General features: G+C 65.8%; 14 protein-coding genes and 1 pseudogene. 5 read left to right on the top strand and 10 right to left on the bottom strand.

Annotated elements, in window-relative coordinates; translation table 11 throughout:
* Positions 1-29: 29 nt before the first annotated feature.
* On the bottom strand, positions 30-1,172 hold the full coding sequence (locus tag FKV23_RS01170) for a dipeptidase (protein WP_141622210.1): 1,143 nt from the start codon (positions 1,170-1,172) through the stop codon (positions 30-32).
* A gap of 110 nt (positions 1,173-1,282) precedes the next feature.
* Here FKV23_RS01170 and FKV23_RS01165 point away from each other — a divergent pair, with 110 nt between their 5' ends.
* The 4 genes from FKV23_RS01165 to FKV23_RS01150 all read left to right on the top strand — a co-directional run bounded on the left by FKV23_RS01165 (position 1,283) and on the right by FKV23_RS01150 (position 6,522).
* Complete coding sequence (locus FKV23_RS01165) at positions 1,283-3,292, top strand: S9 family peptidase (protein ID WP_141622209.1); 2,010 nt, start codon at positions 1,283-1,285, stop codon at positions 3,290-3,292.
* Between the two features lie 195 nt (positions 3,293-3,487).
* On the top strand, positions 3,488-4,264 hold the full coding sequence (locus FKV23_RS01160) for an endonuclease/exonuclease/phosphatase family protein (protein WP_141622208.1): 777 nt from the start codon (positions 3,488-3,490) through the stop codon (positions 4,262-4,264).
* Entirely contained in the window at positions 4,261-5,460 is a 1,200-nt protein-coding gene (gene clsB / locus FKV23_RS01155) for a cardiolipin synthase ClsB (protein ID WP_141622207.1), read from the top strand. Before FKV23_RS01160 ends, clsB begins: the two co-directional genes overlap by 4 nt.
* 252 nt (positions 5,461-5,712) lie before the next feature.
* Positions 5,713-6,522, top strand: a complete 810-nt coding sequence (locus FKV23_RS01150) for a putative bifunctional lysylphosphatidylglycerol flippase/synthetase (protein WP_141622206.1) — start codon at positions 5,713-5,715, stop codon at positions 6,520-6,522.
* Here the strand turns inward: FKV23_RS01150 and cyoE are convergent.
* The 4 genes from cyoE to FKV23_RS01130 all read right to left on the bottom strand — a co-directional run bounded on the left by cyoE (position 6,426) and on the right by FKV23_RS01130 (position 9,929).
* Positions 6,426-7,367 carry a heme o synthase gene (gene cyoE / locus FKV23_RS01145; RefSeq protein ID WP_244244057.1) on the bottom strand — a complete coding sequence of 314 codons (942 nt, stop codon included), beginning with the start codon at positions 7,365-7,367 and terminating at the stop codon, positions 6,426-6,428. The genes FKV23_RS01150 and cyoE overlap by 97 nt on opposite strands.
* A 2-nt stretch (positions 7,368-7,369) precedes the next feature.
* Positions 7,370-8,521 (bottom strand): COX15/CtaA family protein, encoded by a 1,152-nt coding sequence (locus FKV23_RS01140; RefSeq protein WP_141622205.1) that lies wholly within the window; start codon positions 8,519-8,521, stop codon positions 7,370-7,372.
* Positions 8,522-8,565: 44 nt separating this feature from the next.
* A complete protein-coding gene (locus FKV23_RS01135) occupies positions 8,566-9,090 on the bottom strand; it encodes a hypothetical protein (protein ID WP_141624970.1) in 525 nt (174 codons plus the stop codon).
* 110 nt (positions 9,091-9,200) lie between these two features.
* Positions 9,201-9,929 (bottom strand): SURF1 family protein, encoded by a 729-nt coding sequence (locus FKV23_RS01130; protein WP_141622204.1) that lies wholly within the window; start codon positions 9,927-9,929, stop codon positions 9,201-9,203.
* 81 nt (positions 9,930-10,010) lie between these two features.
* On the opposite strand from FKV23_RS01130, the gene FKV23_RS01125 reads away from it, so the two are divergent.
* Positions 10,011-10,235, top strand: coding sequence for a twin transmembrane helix small protein (locus FKV23_RS01125; protein ID WP_141622203.1), 225 nt, complete (start codon positions 10,011-10,013; stop codon positions 10,233-10,235).
* 163 nt (positions 10,236-10,398) lie between these two features.
* On the opposite strand, the gene FKV23_RS01120 is transcribed toward FKV23_RS01125, so the two are convergent.
* The 5 genes and pseudogenes from FKV23_RS01120 to coxB form a co-directional block, all read right to left on the bottom strand.
* On the bottom strand, positions 10,399-11,277 hold the full coding sequence (locus FKV23_RS01120; protein WP_141622202.1) for a cytochrome c oxidase subunit 3: 879 nt from the start codon (positions 11,275-11,277) through the stop codon (positions 10,399-10,401).
* Positions 11,278-11,303: 26 nt separating this feature from the next.
* Positions 11,304-11,930 carry a cytochrome c oxidase assembly protein gene (locus FKV23_RS01115; protein ID WP_141622201.1) on the bottom strand — a complete coding sequence of 209 codons (627 nt, stop codon included), beginning with the start codon at positions 11,928-11,930 and terminating at the stop codon, positions 11,304-11,306.
* Complete coding sequence (locus FKV23_RS17630; protein WP_279633022.1) at positions 11,927-12,061, bottom strand: hypothetical protein; 135 nt, start codon at positions 12,059-12,061, stop codon at positions 11,927-11,929. The genes FKV23_RS01115 and FKV23_RS17630 overlap by 4 nt, the downstream gene beginning before the upstream one ends.
* Positions 12,062-12,139: 78 nt before the next feature.
* Complete coding sequence (ctaD, locus tag FKV23_RS01110; protein WP_141622200.1) at positions 12,140-13,753, bottom strand: cytochrome c oxidase subunit I; 1,614 nt, start codon at positions 13,751-13,753, stop codon at positions 12,140-12,142.
* A gap of 59 nt (positions 13,754-13,812) precedes the next feature.
* Positions 13,813-14,761: pseudogene (gene coxB, locus FKV23_RS01105) on the bottom strand (cytochrome c oxidase subunit II).
* Positions 14,762-15,185 lie beyond the last annotated feature (424 nt).

Below are 15,185 nucleotides of genomic sequence, written 5' to 3'. Positions count from 1 at the left end.
GGGCTACGTGTTCGCTTGACGGTCGTCCGCTAGCCCCACACGTCCCGCATGACCCGGGCGAAATTGCCGCCGAGGATCCCGGCAATCCTGCGATCGGAATGTCCGCGTCGCGACAACAGCATCGCGAGCGTGTCGAAACGATCGGCGGTGTTGAGATCGGGGATGAAGGTGTAAAGATCGTCCGGCCGGTGTCGGGCGAAGATGCCCTGCTCCTTCATGCCTCGCATGAACTCGCGATTGTTGCGTTCGAACTCTTCCGTGCGCTCCACCGCCGCGATCGGAATGTCGGTGCCGATGCCCACGTGTTCTTCCCCACATACATTGACCGCGTGTTCGATGTGGTGGACCACGTCGATCGCCATCGGCTGGGTGTCGGTACGCAGGTAAGGCCAGAAGATGATGCCGGCCACGCCACCGCGCTCGGCCATGGCGCGCAGTTCCTCGTCCCCGGTGTTGCGCGGCAGGTCCGCCAGCGCACGACAGCCCGTGTGACTGATCAGCACTGGCGCCTGCGACGCTTCGATGCCTTCCCGCATGGTGCGCTGCGAACCGTGCGCGAGATCGACCACAATGCGCTCGGCATTGAGCCGCTCCACGACCTGCCGCCCATAGTTGCTCAGTCCCGCGTTGCCAGGCTCCATGCAGCCGTCGCCGACCAGGTTGCGTCGGTTGTGGGTCAACTGGATCACACGTACGCCCATGTCACGGAACAGGGGAATGCGGTCGACGTCCTCACCAAGCGGCTCGGTGCCCTGGAATCCGAAGATCACGCCCAGGCGACGCGAGGCCCGGGCCTGGACAAGGTCGTCATGCCTTCGCACCAGCGACAGATGATCGGGATACCGGTCGATGATGCCCTGCCACTTGCGGATGTTGGCCCGGGTCGCCTCAAAAGCCGCATCGTTCAACCAGAACCGGCCGGAAGGCGCCACCGTCAACAGGGTGGCGGTCAGGCCCGAGGCCCTGCCGGCCTGCAGTTCGGCTTCGATCGCCGGATCGCCCTCCTCCATGTAGACGATCTGCAATCCGGAAGCGCCATCGATCGCCATCGTATCGGCATACGGTGGCCATGCCGTCGAGGGGCCCGCCATTGCGCCGAGCAGGGGCGTCGCCGCGATCGGCGCCGCCGCACTCCAGGTCACCTGTTTCAGGAACTCGCGCCTGCCGCGCATGCATCCTCTCCGTGCGGGAGTTCCGCGCCACTGTATCCCAGCCCGCCCCTCGACTCACGCCAACCGTGATCCCCGGCTAAGCTTCGGGTTCGTCTCAAGGGGAGAACATCATGTCTCTGCGTCGTACCTGCCTGCTGGCCGTGCTTTCGCTGGCCTGGGCCGCCACTTCCGCCCAAACCCGCCCTGCCCCCGAGGTGACGAGGGAGGAACAGGGCAACCGCATCAGCGAGAACATCCCGGCGATTCCCGCCGCCTTGATCGAGCAGCTCAACCGCTACCAGAACACCCGCGGCGCGAATGTCGCCGGATGGAGCGGCGGCGACTGCCTGCTGGTCTCGACCCGCTTCGCCGAGACCGCGCAGGCGCACCGCGTCTGCGCACCGATGGGCATGCGCGAGCAGCTGACCTTCTACCCGGAGCCGATCGCCGGCATGGTGCCTTCACCAGCCGCCGCCTGGCGCAGCGGGTTCGTGTTTGCCAAGGACACCGGCGGCGACGAGTTCACCCAGTTGTACTGGTTCGATGACGAAACCCGTTCCACTACTTTGCTCACCGACGGCGGCCGCACCCAGAACAACGGCGTGGTGGTCAGCCGCGACGGCGGCCTGATGGCGTACAGCAGCACCGCCCGCAACGGCACCGACTACGACATTCTGGTCCGCGACACCCGTAGCGGCGAGTCGCGCACGGTGGTCGCCGAAGGTGGCCGCTGGCAGGCGCTGGACTTCTCGCCGGACGGCAAGCGCCTGCTGGTCAGCCGCTACGTCTCGATCGCCGAATCGTATCCAGGCGAGGTCGACCTGCAGACCGGCGAGCTGCGCCTGTTCCCGGTCGATGGCGGCACCGCCGCGTTCGGCCGCTTCGCCTATGCACCCGATGGCCGGTCGGTCTACTACGTATCCGATGAGCCGGTCGACGGCCAGGCCGAGCAGTTCCGTACCCTGCGCCACCACGATCCCGCCAGCGGCAAGGTCGAGATCCTCAGTCGCGCCATACCGTGGGACGTCAGCGACTTCATCCTTGCCGACGACGGCCGCCACCTCGCCTTCGTCACCAACGAGGACGGCATCGGCAAGCTGCATGTGCTGTCGCTGCCACGACATCGTCCGGTCGCGCTGCCGGAGTTGCCGGTCGGCCTGATCGGCGGCATCGCGTTCTCGCCCGACGGCAAGCGGCTGGCACTGACTCTCAACAGCGCGACCTCGCCCAGCGATGCCTACGTGATCGACCTGGCCGGCCGCAAGCTGGAACGCTGGACCCGCAGCGAAGTCGGCGGACTCGACGCCGACACCTTTGTCGCACCAACTCTCGTGCACTACCCGACCTTCGATCAGGTGGACGGCGACCCTGCGGGTGAAAGCCGACGGATGATCCCGGCGTTCTACTACCGCCCCGCCAACGTCCCGGCCGGCAAGAAACTGCCGGTGGTGATCCAGATCCACGGCGGCCCGGAAGCGCAGTCACGACCCGGCTTCAGCCCGTTCGCCCAGTTCCTGGTCAACGAGCTGGGTATCGCGCTGCTGGTGCCGAACGTGCGCGGTTCGGCCGGCTACGGCAAGACGTACCTGTCGCTCGACAACGCCGAAAAGCGCGAGGACTCGGTGCGCGACATCGGCGCCCTGCTCGACTGGATCGCCACCCAGCCGGACCTCGACTTAGACCGCGTCGGTGTCTACGGCGGCAGCTACGGCGGCTACATGGTGCTGGCGACGATGACGAACTACCCCGAGCGGATCCGCGCCGGCGTCGACATCGTCGGCATCTCCCACTTCGGCACCTTCCTCAAGAACACCGAGGACTATCGCCGCGACCTGCGCCGCGCCGAGTACGGCGACGAGCGCGACCCGGAGATGGCGGCGTTCTTCGACCGCATCTCGCCACTCAACAACGCCGCGAAGATCAGCGCGCCACTGTTCGTCGCGCAAGGCAAGAACGACCCGCGGGTGCCGTGGACCGAGGCCGAGCAGATCGTCGAGGCCGTGCGCGGCAACGGCCAACCAGTCTGGTACGTGCTGTTCAACGACGAAGGCCACGGCTTCCGCAAGAAAACCAACAGCGACTACTTCACCGCGGCGACGATGCTGTTCTGGCAGCAGCACCTGCTCGGCGCAGCTGAGTGAACCTGCTCCTGACATCGGTTCATCCAGGAGTAGCGCCCCGATTTTCCCGGAACGCCGGCTGGCGTTCCGGGACATGTCTCCCTGCCTGAAGGCCTCTCCGTATCCGGCGCTAAGGCCATGTGAACCGCTCCATCACCTTGTTTGAACCCGACCCCATGCGATGGTGGCCGCGTGGATGGCCGACACGGTCTTTGGATGCTCGCGCTCAATCTGCTCACCGCCAACATCCATATGGGTTTCAGCTTCTCGCGACGCCGGTTCGTGCTGCCCGAGTTGCGCGATGCGATACGCGAGGTCTCCGCCGACCTCGTGTTCCTCCAGGAAGTCCTGGGTGCGCACAGCGGACACTCGCAGCGCCAGGCACGGTGGCCTGAGGCGCCTCACTACGAGTTTCTCGCCGACAGCCTCTGGCCACAGTTCGCCTACGGCCGCAACGCGGCGTATCCGGCCGGACATCATGGCAACGCACTGCTTTCCAAGTTTCCGATCGTGCGGCAGCGGAACCGCGATGTGTCGATCGCCGGACACGAGAATCGCGGCCTGCTGCATTGCGTGCTCGAGATACCGGGCACCTCCACGGAGGTACACACGTTGTGCGTGCATCTCGGGCTGCGTGCGAGCCACCGCCACCGGCAACTGAACCTGCTGTGCGACATCGTCGATGAGGAGATCCCGCCCTCCGCACCGCTGGTGGTGGCGGGCGACTTCAACGATTGGACTTGCCGCGGCCATGCCCTGTTGTCGAGGTGCGGCCTGCACGAAGTCTTCCTCACCGGCCAGGGACGGCTTGCCCGTACCTTTCCTGCGCGATTCCCATTGCTGCCGCTCGACCGCATCTACCTGCGCAATGCGCATGCGCGCGAGATGTCGGTGCTGTCGTCGCGGCCCTGGTCGCACCTGTCCGATCATGCAGCCCTGTTCGCCCGCATCGAGGCGCAGGTCCCTGCCCCACCGTCCGGAGGGCAGTCATGAGCCGCGACGGCCCCTGGCGCGCGGCCAACCGCGTCACCTTGCTCGAGAACGGCGAGGCATTCTTCGCACGTGCGTTCAGTACGATCGCGGCGGCTGACCATGAGGTCCTGCTGGAGACTTTCATCTTCTTCGAGGACAAGGTGGGAATGGAGTTGAAACGCGAGCTGGTGAACGCGGCGCGCCGGGGAGTGCGTGTCGAAGTCACCGTCGACGGCTACGGGTCGCCCGCTTTCTCGCCCGAGTTCCTCGAGGACATGGCCGAAGCCGGGGTGACCTTCCGCGTCTTCGATCCCCATCGTCCGCTGCTCGGCCTGCGCCTGCACATCTTCCGACGCCTGCACCGCAAGTTGCTGGTGGTGGACGGAAAACGAGCGTTCGTCGGCGGCATCAACTTCGCTGCCGACCATCTCGGTGATTTCGGACCGTGCTCCAAGCAGGATTACGCGGTGGAGCTGGAGGGACCGATCGTGGCCGATATCCACGACTTCGTCGCCTCCGCCATGGGCAACGATGGCTCGCACTGGTCGCATCCACGCTCAGGCGAGGTCGGCACCGACGGGCCCGGCGATGCGGAGGCGCTTTTCCTGGTACGCGACAACGGCTCGCACTCGAACGACATCGAGCGCCGCTATCGCGCTGCCATACGCGCGGCGCAGCGCGAGATCATCATCGCCAACGCCTATTTCTTCCCGGGCTACGGCCTGTTGCGCGATCTGCGCCATGCCGCGCGGCGCGGGGTCCGGGTATCGCTGATCGTCCAGGGCGAGCCCGACATGCCGTTTGCGATGTTGGCGGCACGCACGCTGTACCGACACCTGATCGCCGACGGCGTGCTCATCCACGAATACTGCACGCGTCCGTTCCACGGCAAGGTCGCGGTGTTCGACGATGAGTGGGCCACGATCGGCTCCAGCAACCTCGACCCGCTCAGCCTTTCGCTGAACCTGGAAGCCAATGTCTTCATCCGGGACCGGGCCTTCAACAGCGAACTGCGCGAGCGGCTTCAGACCCTGCGTGACGAGCATTGCCAGGCGATCGATCCACGCAGCCTCCCCAGGCGCCGGATGTGGCACGTGCCGGCGCCCTTGCTGTACCACGCGCTGCGCCGCTTTCCCGCCTGGGCCGGCTTGTTGCCGGCGCATACTCCCCGCGTCGTGCAACTGGCACCGCCGGCCGAAGATTCGCTCGAGCAATGATGAATCGCCGCTTGCGCCATCGCCTCGTACACGGGATCACGCTGGCGCTCACGGCTCTGGTTGTCGCACTCCTTGCCCGCTATGCGCTGTCGGTGGACTGGCCGGCCGTCGGAGACGCCATGTCGGCATATCGCGGGCCTGCACTTGTCTGGTGCAGTGCATTGGCAGCGACCAGCTACCTGCTGTATTGCGGCTACGAACTGGCGGCACGTTGCTACACCGGGCACGATCTGCCGAAAACAAAAGTGATGCTTGTCGGCTTCACCAGCTACGCGCTCGGCTTCAACCTGGGGCGGGCTGCTCGGCGGCGGCGGCGCGCGCCTGCGCCTGTATTCACATGCCGGCCTTCGGCTCGGCACCATCAGCCGCATCGTCACGTTCGTGTTTGCCACAAATTGGCTGGGATATGGTGTTCTGGCCGGAACCCTGCTCGTCTCCGGGCTGGCGCCATTGCCAGGCGGAATGACGGCCACCGTGGGGCTGGTCGTGGGTCTTGCGATGCTGGCGACGGTGGTTTCCTACCTGTTGGCCACTGTCCGCTGGCGCCATCGCACATGGCAGCTGCGCGGACATACGTTCGAGCTGCCTTCCCCGCGCCTGGCGCTGCTGCAGCTGTCCCTGTCGGTGCCGAACTGGCTGGCGATCGCCGCGATCCTGTTCGTGCTTCTGCGCTATCAGGTCGACTATCCGACGCTGCTCGGGGTGGTCCTGCTCGGCGCCGTCGCAGCCGCCATCACGCATATTCCGGCCGGACTGGGTGCGCTGGAGGTCATCTTCCTGACCCTGCTGGGAGATCGCCTGTCGCAGGCGGAACTGCTCGCGGCGCTGTTGGCCTATCGCGCGATCTACTACCTCGCCCCCCCTGGCATTGGCCGTGGCCAGCTACTTTGCCCTCACCGTCGGCACCCGGGATGGGCGGCGCCAGTCCTGACCACACATGACCGGCATCGACTGGAGCAGCCCGGTCACCCCACCGGCTGCATTCCGATCCCGGCTGCCGGCCGCAGCCACGGCAACAGCCAATGGTCGACCAGCAGGAAGGCGAACAGCACCATCAGGTAGACGATGGAGTAGTTGAACACCTTCATCGCGTAGAGCTCGTCCGGCGGGTCCATCAGCCTCCAGGCGTACCCGAGGAACACCAGGCCGAGCACCAACGCGCCGCCGAGGTAGAACAGCCCGCTCATGCCGAACACCACCGGCAGCACGCTGACCACCACCAGCAGCACGGTGTAGAACAGGATCTGCCAGCGGGTGTATTCGACGCCATGCGTCACCGGCAGCATCGGCACCAGCGCGCGCGCGTAGTCCTCGCGGCGGAAGATCGCCAGCGCCCAGAAGTGCGGCGGCGTCCAGACGAAGATGATCAGCACCAGCAGCAAGGCATGCGGCCAGTCCCACTCGCCCTGCATGCCGGTCACCGCGGCCCAGCCCAGCAGCGGCGGCGCCGCGCCGGCGATGCCGCCGATGACGATGTTCTGCGGCGTCGCGCGCTTGAGGAACACGGTGTAGACGATCGCGTAGCCGATCAGCGAGGCGAAGGTCAGCACCGCGGTGATCGTGTTGACCCACAGCACCAGCACCGCCATCGACAATGCCGCCAGCGCCAGCGCGAATACCAGCGCCCTGGCCGGGGTGATCTGGCCGACCACGATCGGCCGCCACGCGGTGCGCGCCATCTTGGCGTCGATGCGCGAGTCGAGCAGCTGGTTGATCGCCGCCGCGCTCGACGCCGCCAGCCAGATGCCGAGGAAGCCGAGCACCGATTCGCGCAGCGGTGGCAAACCGGGCACGGCGAGGAACATGCCGACCAGCGCGGTGAACACGATCAACGCGACCACCCGCGGCTTGGTCAGGTCCCAGTACTGCTTCGCGACAATGGCGAAGCCTTGGCCGGCTGCGCCCACCGTCAGTGCTCCGGTGCCTTCAGCCGCGCCAGCAGCGATACCAGCACGAACAGCAGCAGCACCGCGCCGGCGTTGTGCAATACCGCCACCGAAAGCGGCAGGCCAAGCTTGACGTTGGCGATGCCGAGGCCGACCTGCAGCAGCAGCGCCACCAGCACGAACACGCCCCAGCCGCGCATGCCCGGCAACCTCATCAGCCGCAGCGCGCACGCGAGCAGCCAGGCGAACACGGCCACGGCCATGATCCGGTGCGCGAGCTGGATCGCGATGCGCGACTCGCCGTCGAGGATACCGCCTTCATAGTCGCCGCCGATCCCGCGCCAGAGCACGAAGCCTTCGCGGAAGTTGGTGCCAGGCCACCACTGGCCGACGCAGGTTGGAAAATCATTGCCACAGGCCAGCGCGGCATAGTTGGCACTGACCCAGCCGCCCAGCGCGATCTGCACGCCAACCAGGACCAGCGCCACGACCACCCAACGGTGCAACTGCGGCGCATCGGCCAGGCGGATCGGTGCGCCGGTCGCGCGCCAGGCCATCCACAACAGCAGCGAAAACGTGAGCAGGCCACCAAGCAGATGCCCCATCACCACGATCGGCTTGAGCAGCCAGGTGACCGTCCACATCCCGAGCAAGGCCTGGAAAATGATCACCGCGAGCGTGAACGCGGCTACCCGCGAAAGATCCTTGTTGCTCCAGCGCAGCGCAGCGAACAACAGGATCGCCTCGCCAGAGATCGCCAGCAGCGCAGCCGTCACGTGCTCGCCGTGCATGTAGAGCGGGATCGCGGCCGCGACCAGGCCGGACGCGGCCAGCACCTGTGTCATGCCGAGACGGCGCTTGCGCACCGCCAGCAGGGTCAGCGCGAGCACCAGCAGGCCGAGGATCGCGGCGAGGTGGCGGTGGACCTGCTCGCGCCAGGCCTTGTGGGATTCGAACGGGCGGATCGCACTCGCCGCATGGTCTGCCGCCTCCACGTGCGCGCCTGGCCAGGTCGCGCGGCCATAGCAGGTCGGCCAGTCGGGGCAGCTCAGGCCGGCATCGGACAGGCGAACGAAGGCGCCGAACACGATCACGCACGCCGTCAGCGCCACCGCCAGCCAGGCGATGCGGTGCAGATGCTTGGAAAAGGCCGCGGCCTTGAAAGGAGTATTCATCAGTGTTCTGGTTATGAGGGTTTCCGCATCCTGCCCTTGCCGGCTCAGCGGAGCTTGAGCAGCCTGGCCACGTCCTTGCGCAGACCGGCCGGATCGAAGCCCGGAGCGTAACGCAGAACCACGAAGCCGTTCGGGTCCAGCACGTAGACCGGGGTGCCGGCCGTCACGTCAGCCTGTGGCAGGCGCCCACGCAGGGCGTCGTCTGCCGCGATCTCGACCAGGCTGTCCGGACGCTTCACGCCATCCGGATATCCGCCCAGCCACAGCACGTCGACCCGGTCCGCATCCTTGCCGAACAGCTCCCAGACCACCTCGACATCGCGCGCGATCTGTCGGCATGCGTCATCGCACTGCGCCGGCGGCGCGGCGAGGATGCGCCAGGTCCGTTCGACCGGTCGCCAATGATATTCGTTGCCGTCCAGCATCCGTGGAACCACATCGCGCGTATCGATCGGCGGCTGCAACAACTCGCCATGATTCTGCATGCCCTGCGGACGCCAGCCCGAGAAGCGCAGCAGGCCGGCCACCAGCATGCTGCCGAGGAACAGCGCGGCGATCGCGACCAGCATGACGCGATTGCGATTGCGGCGGGCGGTATCGGACGTGGTTCTACCAAGCGAGGTGTTGTCGTTCATCGTCTTGACCTTCTGGTCATGTTGATCGGGCATGTACCGTCGATTCACTTGAACCGCCGGAACGTCAGCACCAGCGCGGTGGCCAGTACCGCCAGTGCCAGCGCGAACCATTGCACGGCATAGCCACGATGCTTGTCCGGCGGCAGCGTGTTGGGCAACAACTCCAGATCGCGCGCATGACCCAGTGGCAATGCCGGATCCAGCCGCAGCACCCGGGCTGCCGGAGGCGCCTGCAGTGCCAGAGATTCGGCGATCGTAGCCAACTCGACCCGGGTCAGCAGCCAGGCCTCACCATCGACGGTCGCCGTCCTTGCCATGGCCGGGCCAATCGCCAGCCCCGGCGAAGGCGGTGGCGCCAACAGTCCGCGCACCGCGATGCGTCCGTCCGCGCGCGGCACCGCCGGCATCCGGCGGTCGCCGGGCAACGGCAACCAGCCCAGGTCGACCAGCAGCAGGCCACCATCGTCGTCGGCGAACAGCCGGTAGGCCCGCACGCCGGCGCGCCCGTCATGTCGCTGGTTGTCGAGCAGCAGGGCTGGCGTATCGACGAATTCGCCCATCCCCTGCGCCCAGTCATACCCATGTGCCCGTGCCGGATCGGACGCAATCGCCAAGGCACGCGGACTGCGCTGCTCCAGCACCGCGTTCGCGGCATCGAGCATGGCCTGCTTCTCCACCGCCCGTCGCGACTGCCATAGGCCAAGGTTGGCAAACAGCACGATCGCCAGCAGCGCCAGCGTCCAGCCAGTCCACAGGGAGCGTCGACGGCTCACCACGCAAGCACCCGCGACGGCCACGCCCCGGCCTGCGATAATCGCCTATCTGTACCGTCCAGGCACAGGCCGGAGGCCACCATGAGCGACTCACTGAAGACCCTGCTGGTCATTGCCTTCCTGATCGTCATTCTCTGGAACCTCGGTGCCGGCCTCTACTACATGCTCGTCGACAAGGGCGGAAGCAAGCGCACCGTCAACGCACTGACCCGCCGCATCGCCCTGTCCATCGCCCTGATCCTGCTGGTCGTGCTGGCCAACTACATGGGCTGGATCCAGTTCCACGGGGTCGGGCGGAATCCCTGAAGCGGCCTGTCGCACGCTGTGAAACCGGCCGCCGTGCCCGCCTTTAAACGGTAAAGGGTGAAGGCGTCGGCGCTTCACCCTTTACCTTTCATCGCTACGATTTACGCAGCGGCTGGTCTCAGTCTTTCCCGACCGCGACCGCGCTGGCGGCGGGCTTCACCGCTTACAGCACGTACACGAACAGGAACAGGCCCAGCCAGACCACATCGACGAAGTGCCAGTACCAGGCCACTGCCTCGAACGCGAAGTGATCGTCCTTGCTGAAATGACCCTTCAGGCAACGGAACCAGATCACCGCCAGCATGATCGTGCCGAGGGTGACGTGCAGGCCGTGGAAGCCGGTCAACATGAAGAAGGTCGAGCCGTAGATGCCCGAACCCAGGGTCAGGTTCAGATCCCTGTAGGCGTGGATGTACTCTTCGGCCTGGAAGAACAGGAACACGCAGCCCAGCAGCACGGTCAGGCCCAGGAACAGCAGCAGCTGGCCACGGTGGTTGGCCTTGATCGCATGGTGGGCAATGGTGACGGTAACGCCCGAGGTCAGCAGGATCAGGGTGTTGAGCAACGGCAGACCCCAGGCGGGGATGGTCTCGAAGCTGCCACCGACCGCGCCCGGGCCGCTGGTCGGCCAGGCATTGCTGAAACTCTCCCACAGCAGGCTGTGGGTCATCATCCCGTCGCCCTCGCCACCCAGCCACGGCAGCGCGAACTGGCGGGCGTAGAACAGCGCGCCGAAGAAGGCCGCGAAGAACATCACCTCGGAGAAGATGAACCACACCATGCCCATCCGGAACGAGGTGTCGACCTGCTTGTTGTAGTGGCCGCCGATCGACTCGCGGATCACGTCGCCGAACCAGCCGAACAGCACGCCGATCATCAACGCGGCGCCGAACAGGAATACCGGGCCGCCCCAGCCGGCGTCGTTCATCCAGCTGGCGAGGCCGATCATGGTCACGAACAGCGCGATCGAGCCGAGGAACGGCCAGCGGCTGCTGTGCGGGACGAAGTAGACGTTGGCGTCTGGCGAGTGGGCTTGGGCCATGGTGGCGGTTCCGTTCAGAGCTTGTATCAGGGTGCCGAACGCGGAGCGGAGGCAGCGTTCCCGTGGGGGGAGGCTGCCAGCTGCTGCGTGGTCGGCACGTCATTGTTGGAGAGAGCCAGACGTTCCGTAAGAACGTCGTTCTTGAAAAACGTGTACGACAGCGTGACCGTGCTGACATCGGCCGGCAGCGCCGGATCGATGATGAAACGCACCGGCATGTCGCGGGTCTCGCCGGCATGCAGGGTCTGCGCGGTGAAGCAGAAGCACTCTGTCTTGTTGAAGTAGCCCGAGGCCCGCGCCGGCGCCACCGACGGCACCGCACTGCCGACGATGATGCGATCGCTGTCGTTGTGCGCGTAGTAGGTGGTGTCGTAGGGCTGGCCGACCTGGACCCGCATCGTGGTCTGGTTGGGCCTGAACGACCACGGCAGCTTGGAGTTGACGCCGCCGTCGAACTCGACCGTGACCCAACGCTCCTCGACCGGAAGAGCTGCGACCTGCCCCTCGACGGCGGAACGCTCCAGGCGGATGCCGAACACTTTCTCGCAGGCGATCCGGTACAGCGGCACCAGCGCGAACGAGAACGCGAACGCGCACAGGCCGACACCGACCATGATCACGGTCATGCGGCCGGTCGAGCCGGAAGCGCTCATCGCCCGATCACCCCGCTGAGCAGGAACGCCACGTAGACCCCCACCGCGATCAGCGCCACCCACACGGCCGTGCGACGCGCCGCCTTGCGGCGGGCGTCGAGGTCGTTACGCGGGTCAGTGGATGCGGCCATGTTGAATGGAGAAGCGCCTTCTTCAGTTAACGGTCCGCACACGGATGTGCGGGGGTTTGCGAACGGACTCGCGAAAACTTAATGCGTGACGTCGCCGTGGGCGAGGTCGCCATCCTTGATCTTCGGCGGGGTGCTGAAGGTATGGTGCGGGGCCGGGCTCGGCACGGTCCACTCCAGGCCCTTCGCGCTGCCCCAGGCACGCGCCTCGGCCCTGGCGCCGGCCTTCAGCGAGCGCCACAGGATGAAGCCCATCATGAATGGCGTGACGAACATGCCGAACGCGCCGATCGAGCTGATCAGGTTCCAGTCGGCAAACACCACGTTGTAGTCCGGGATGCGGCGCGGCATGCCGGCCAGGCCCAGGAAGTGCTGCGGGAAGAACAGCAGGTTGACGAAGATCATCGTCCACCAGAAGTGGAACTTGGCCATGCCCTCGTTGTACATGCGGCCGGTCCACTTCGGCCACCAGTAGTAGACCGCGGCGATGATCGCGAACAGCGCGCCGGTCACCAGCACGTAGTGGAAATGCGCGACCACGAAATAGGTGTCGTGGTACTGGAAGTCGGCCGGGACGATCGCCAGCATCAGCCCCGAGAAACCGCCGATGGTGAACAGGATCACGAACGAGATGGCCCACAGCATCGGCGCCTCGAAGCTGATCGAGCCGCGCCACATGGTGGTGACCCAGTTGAACACCTTCACCCCGGTCGGCACCGCGATCAGCATGGTCGCGAACATGAAGTAGATCTCGCCACCAAGCGGCATGCCGACGGTGAACATGTGGTGCGCCCACACGATGAACGAGAGGAACGCGATCGACGCGGTCGCATACACCATGGCCTGGTAGCCGAACAGCGGCTTGCGGCTGAAGGTCGGGATGATCTCCGACACGATGCCGAACGCCGGCAGGATCATGATGTAGACCTCGGGATGGCCGAAGAACCAGAAGATGTGCTGGTACATCACCGGATCGCCGCCGCCGGCCGCGTTGAAGAACGAGGTCATGAAGAACTTGTCGGTCAGCAGCATGGTGACCGCACCGGCGAGCACCGGCATCACCGCGATCAGCAGGAAGGCGGTGATCAGCCAGGTCCAGCAGAAGATCGGCATCTTGAGCAGGTCGATGCCCGGCGCGCGCATGTTGAGGATGGTGGCGATGACGTTGATCGCGCCCATGATCGAACTGATGCCCATCATGTGGATCGCGAAGATCACGAACGCCACGCTGTTGCCGCCCTGCAGCGACAGCGGCGGGTACAGGGTCCAGCCGCTGGCCGGGCCGCCGCCTTCCATGAACAGCGTCATCAGCAGCAGGGTGAAGGCGAACGGCAGGATCCAGAACGACCAGTTGTTCATGCGCGGCAGCGCCATGTCCGGCGCGCCGATCTGCAGCGGGATCATCCAGTTGGCCAGGCCGACGAAGGCCGGCATCACGCCACCGAAGATCATGACCAGCGCATGCATGGTGGTCATGGTGTTGAAGAACTCGGGACTGACATGCTGCAGGCCCGGCTGCGCCAGCTCGGTGCGGATGACCACGCTCATCGCCGCGCCGATGATGAACATGATGAAGCTGAACACCAGGTACAGCGTTCCGATGTCCTTGTGGTTGGTCGAGAAGAACCAACGCTCGATGAAGCCCTGCTTGTGGGCGTGGTCGTCGTGGTGGTGATCAACTTGGGTGACGGCCATGGCCTAACCTCGAAGGAACGTGTTTCCGGAAACCAGGTTTTCGGAAAGCAAGGGAATGGTCAGCCGGCGACTGCCGCGTCGGCGACGTCGGCAGCGGCGGTGGCTTCGGTATCGTGTGCATCGGCATCGGCCGGTGCGGCTTCATCGGCAGGCGCGGCTTCTGCAGGCACGGCTTCAACCGGAGCGGGTGCCGGCTTCTGCGCGGCCAGCCACTGCTGGTACTCGTCCTTCGGCACCGCCTTGACCACGATCGGCATGAAGCCGTGGTCCTTGCCGCACAACTCGGCGCACTGGCCGCGGTAGATGCCCGGCTCGTCGATCTTGGTCCAGGCCTCGTTGACGATGCCCGGGATCGCGTCCTGCTTCCAGCCCAGTGCCGGCACCCACCAGGCGTGGATGACGTCGTCGGCGGTGATCACGAAGCGGATCTTGGTGTCGGTCGGCAGCACCAGGACGTTGTCGACGTCGAGCAGGTAGTGCTCATGCGCGTACAACTCTTCCTGGGTCGCCTTGCGGTTCTGGCGCAGCGCCTCCGCTGCGGCGGTCCAGGCGGCTGGTGAACTCCACGCCTTCGCCCAGGTACTCGTACTTCCACATCCACTGGAAGCCGGTGACCTTGACGGTCATCTCCGACTCGGTGGTGTCGTACATGTTGATCAGCTTGCTGGTGGCCGGGAACGCCATCAGCACCAGCAACGCGACCGGGACCACGGTCCACAGGATCTCGAGCTTGGTGCTGTGGGTGAATTCGGTATCCGGCTTGGCGCCCTTGGAGTGGCGGAAGCGGACCATCGCCACCGCCATCGCGCCGAACACCAGGATGCCGATGGCGACGCAGATCCACAGCGCCAGCATGTGGGCCTCGTAGGCATTCTGCGACAGGTGGGTCACGCCACGGCCCATGTTGAGCTGCCACGGCTTGGGATCCGCCGCCTGCGCTTGTGCAAGCATCGGCAGCGCCATCACGGCGATGCCTGTTGCCCACTGCTTGAAACAACCGGCTTTCATCCAGTTTCGAGCCCCAGAAATCGAATCGTTCATTGGTGTATGGGTTGCTCCGCGGGCTGCCCGGCCCGGCCCGGTTCGCGCATGCGTGCCAGGGGCAAGCCGCGCGGAAGTCGGTCCGATTACAGGTGGCTGGCGAGCCCATCCCGCCATGCGGGGGCCCATCACGCCGCGTCCGGCGCTACGGAAAAACCGGGAAATGGTAGCGAGCGGGGGGCTCTGCGACAAGCTGCCCGCACCGGACGGGCACGCGGATGGGCCGGCAAGCAACTGAAAACGCTCGGGTTTAGCCCGATCCTTGCAGTTCCTCGCCAGACCCCACAATGCGGCTCGTCGTCTGTCGACGCGCGTACTCCGCGACAAGTCGCACCCGTACGGGTGCGATCCGGCGCAAGGCCCTACACTAACGGGCTTTCCCGGCCGTCCA

The sequence above is a fragment of the Lysobacter alkalisoli genome, from assembly GCF_006547045.1.
Classification (GTDB): domain Bacteria; phylum Pseudomonadota; class Gammaproteobacteria; order Xanthomonadales; family Xanthomonadaceae; genus Marilutibacter; species Marilutibacter alkalisoli.
Note: the sequence above shows the minus strand (reverse complement) of the source record. Positions and strands in the feature narration are given on the sequence as shown.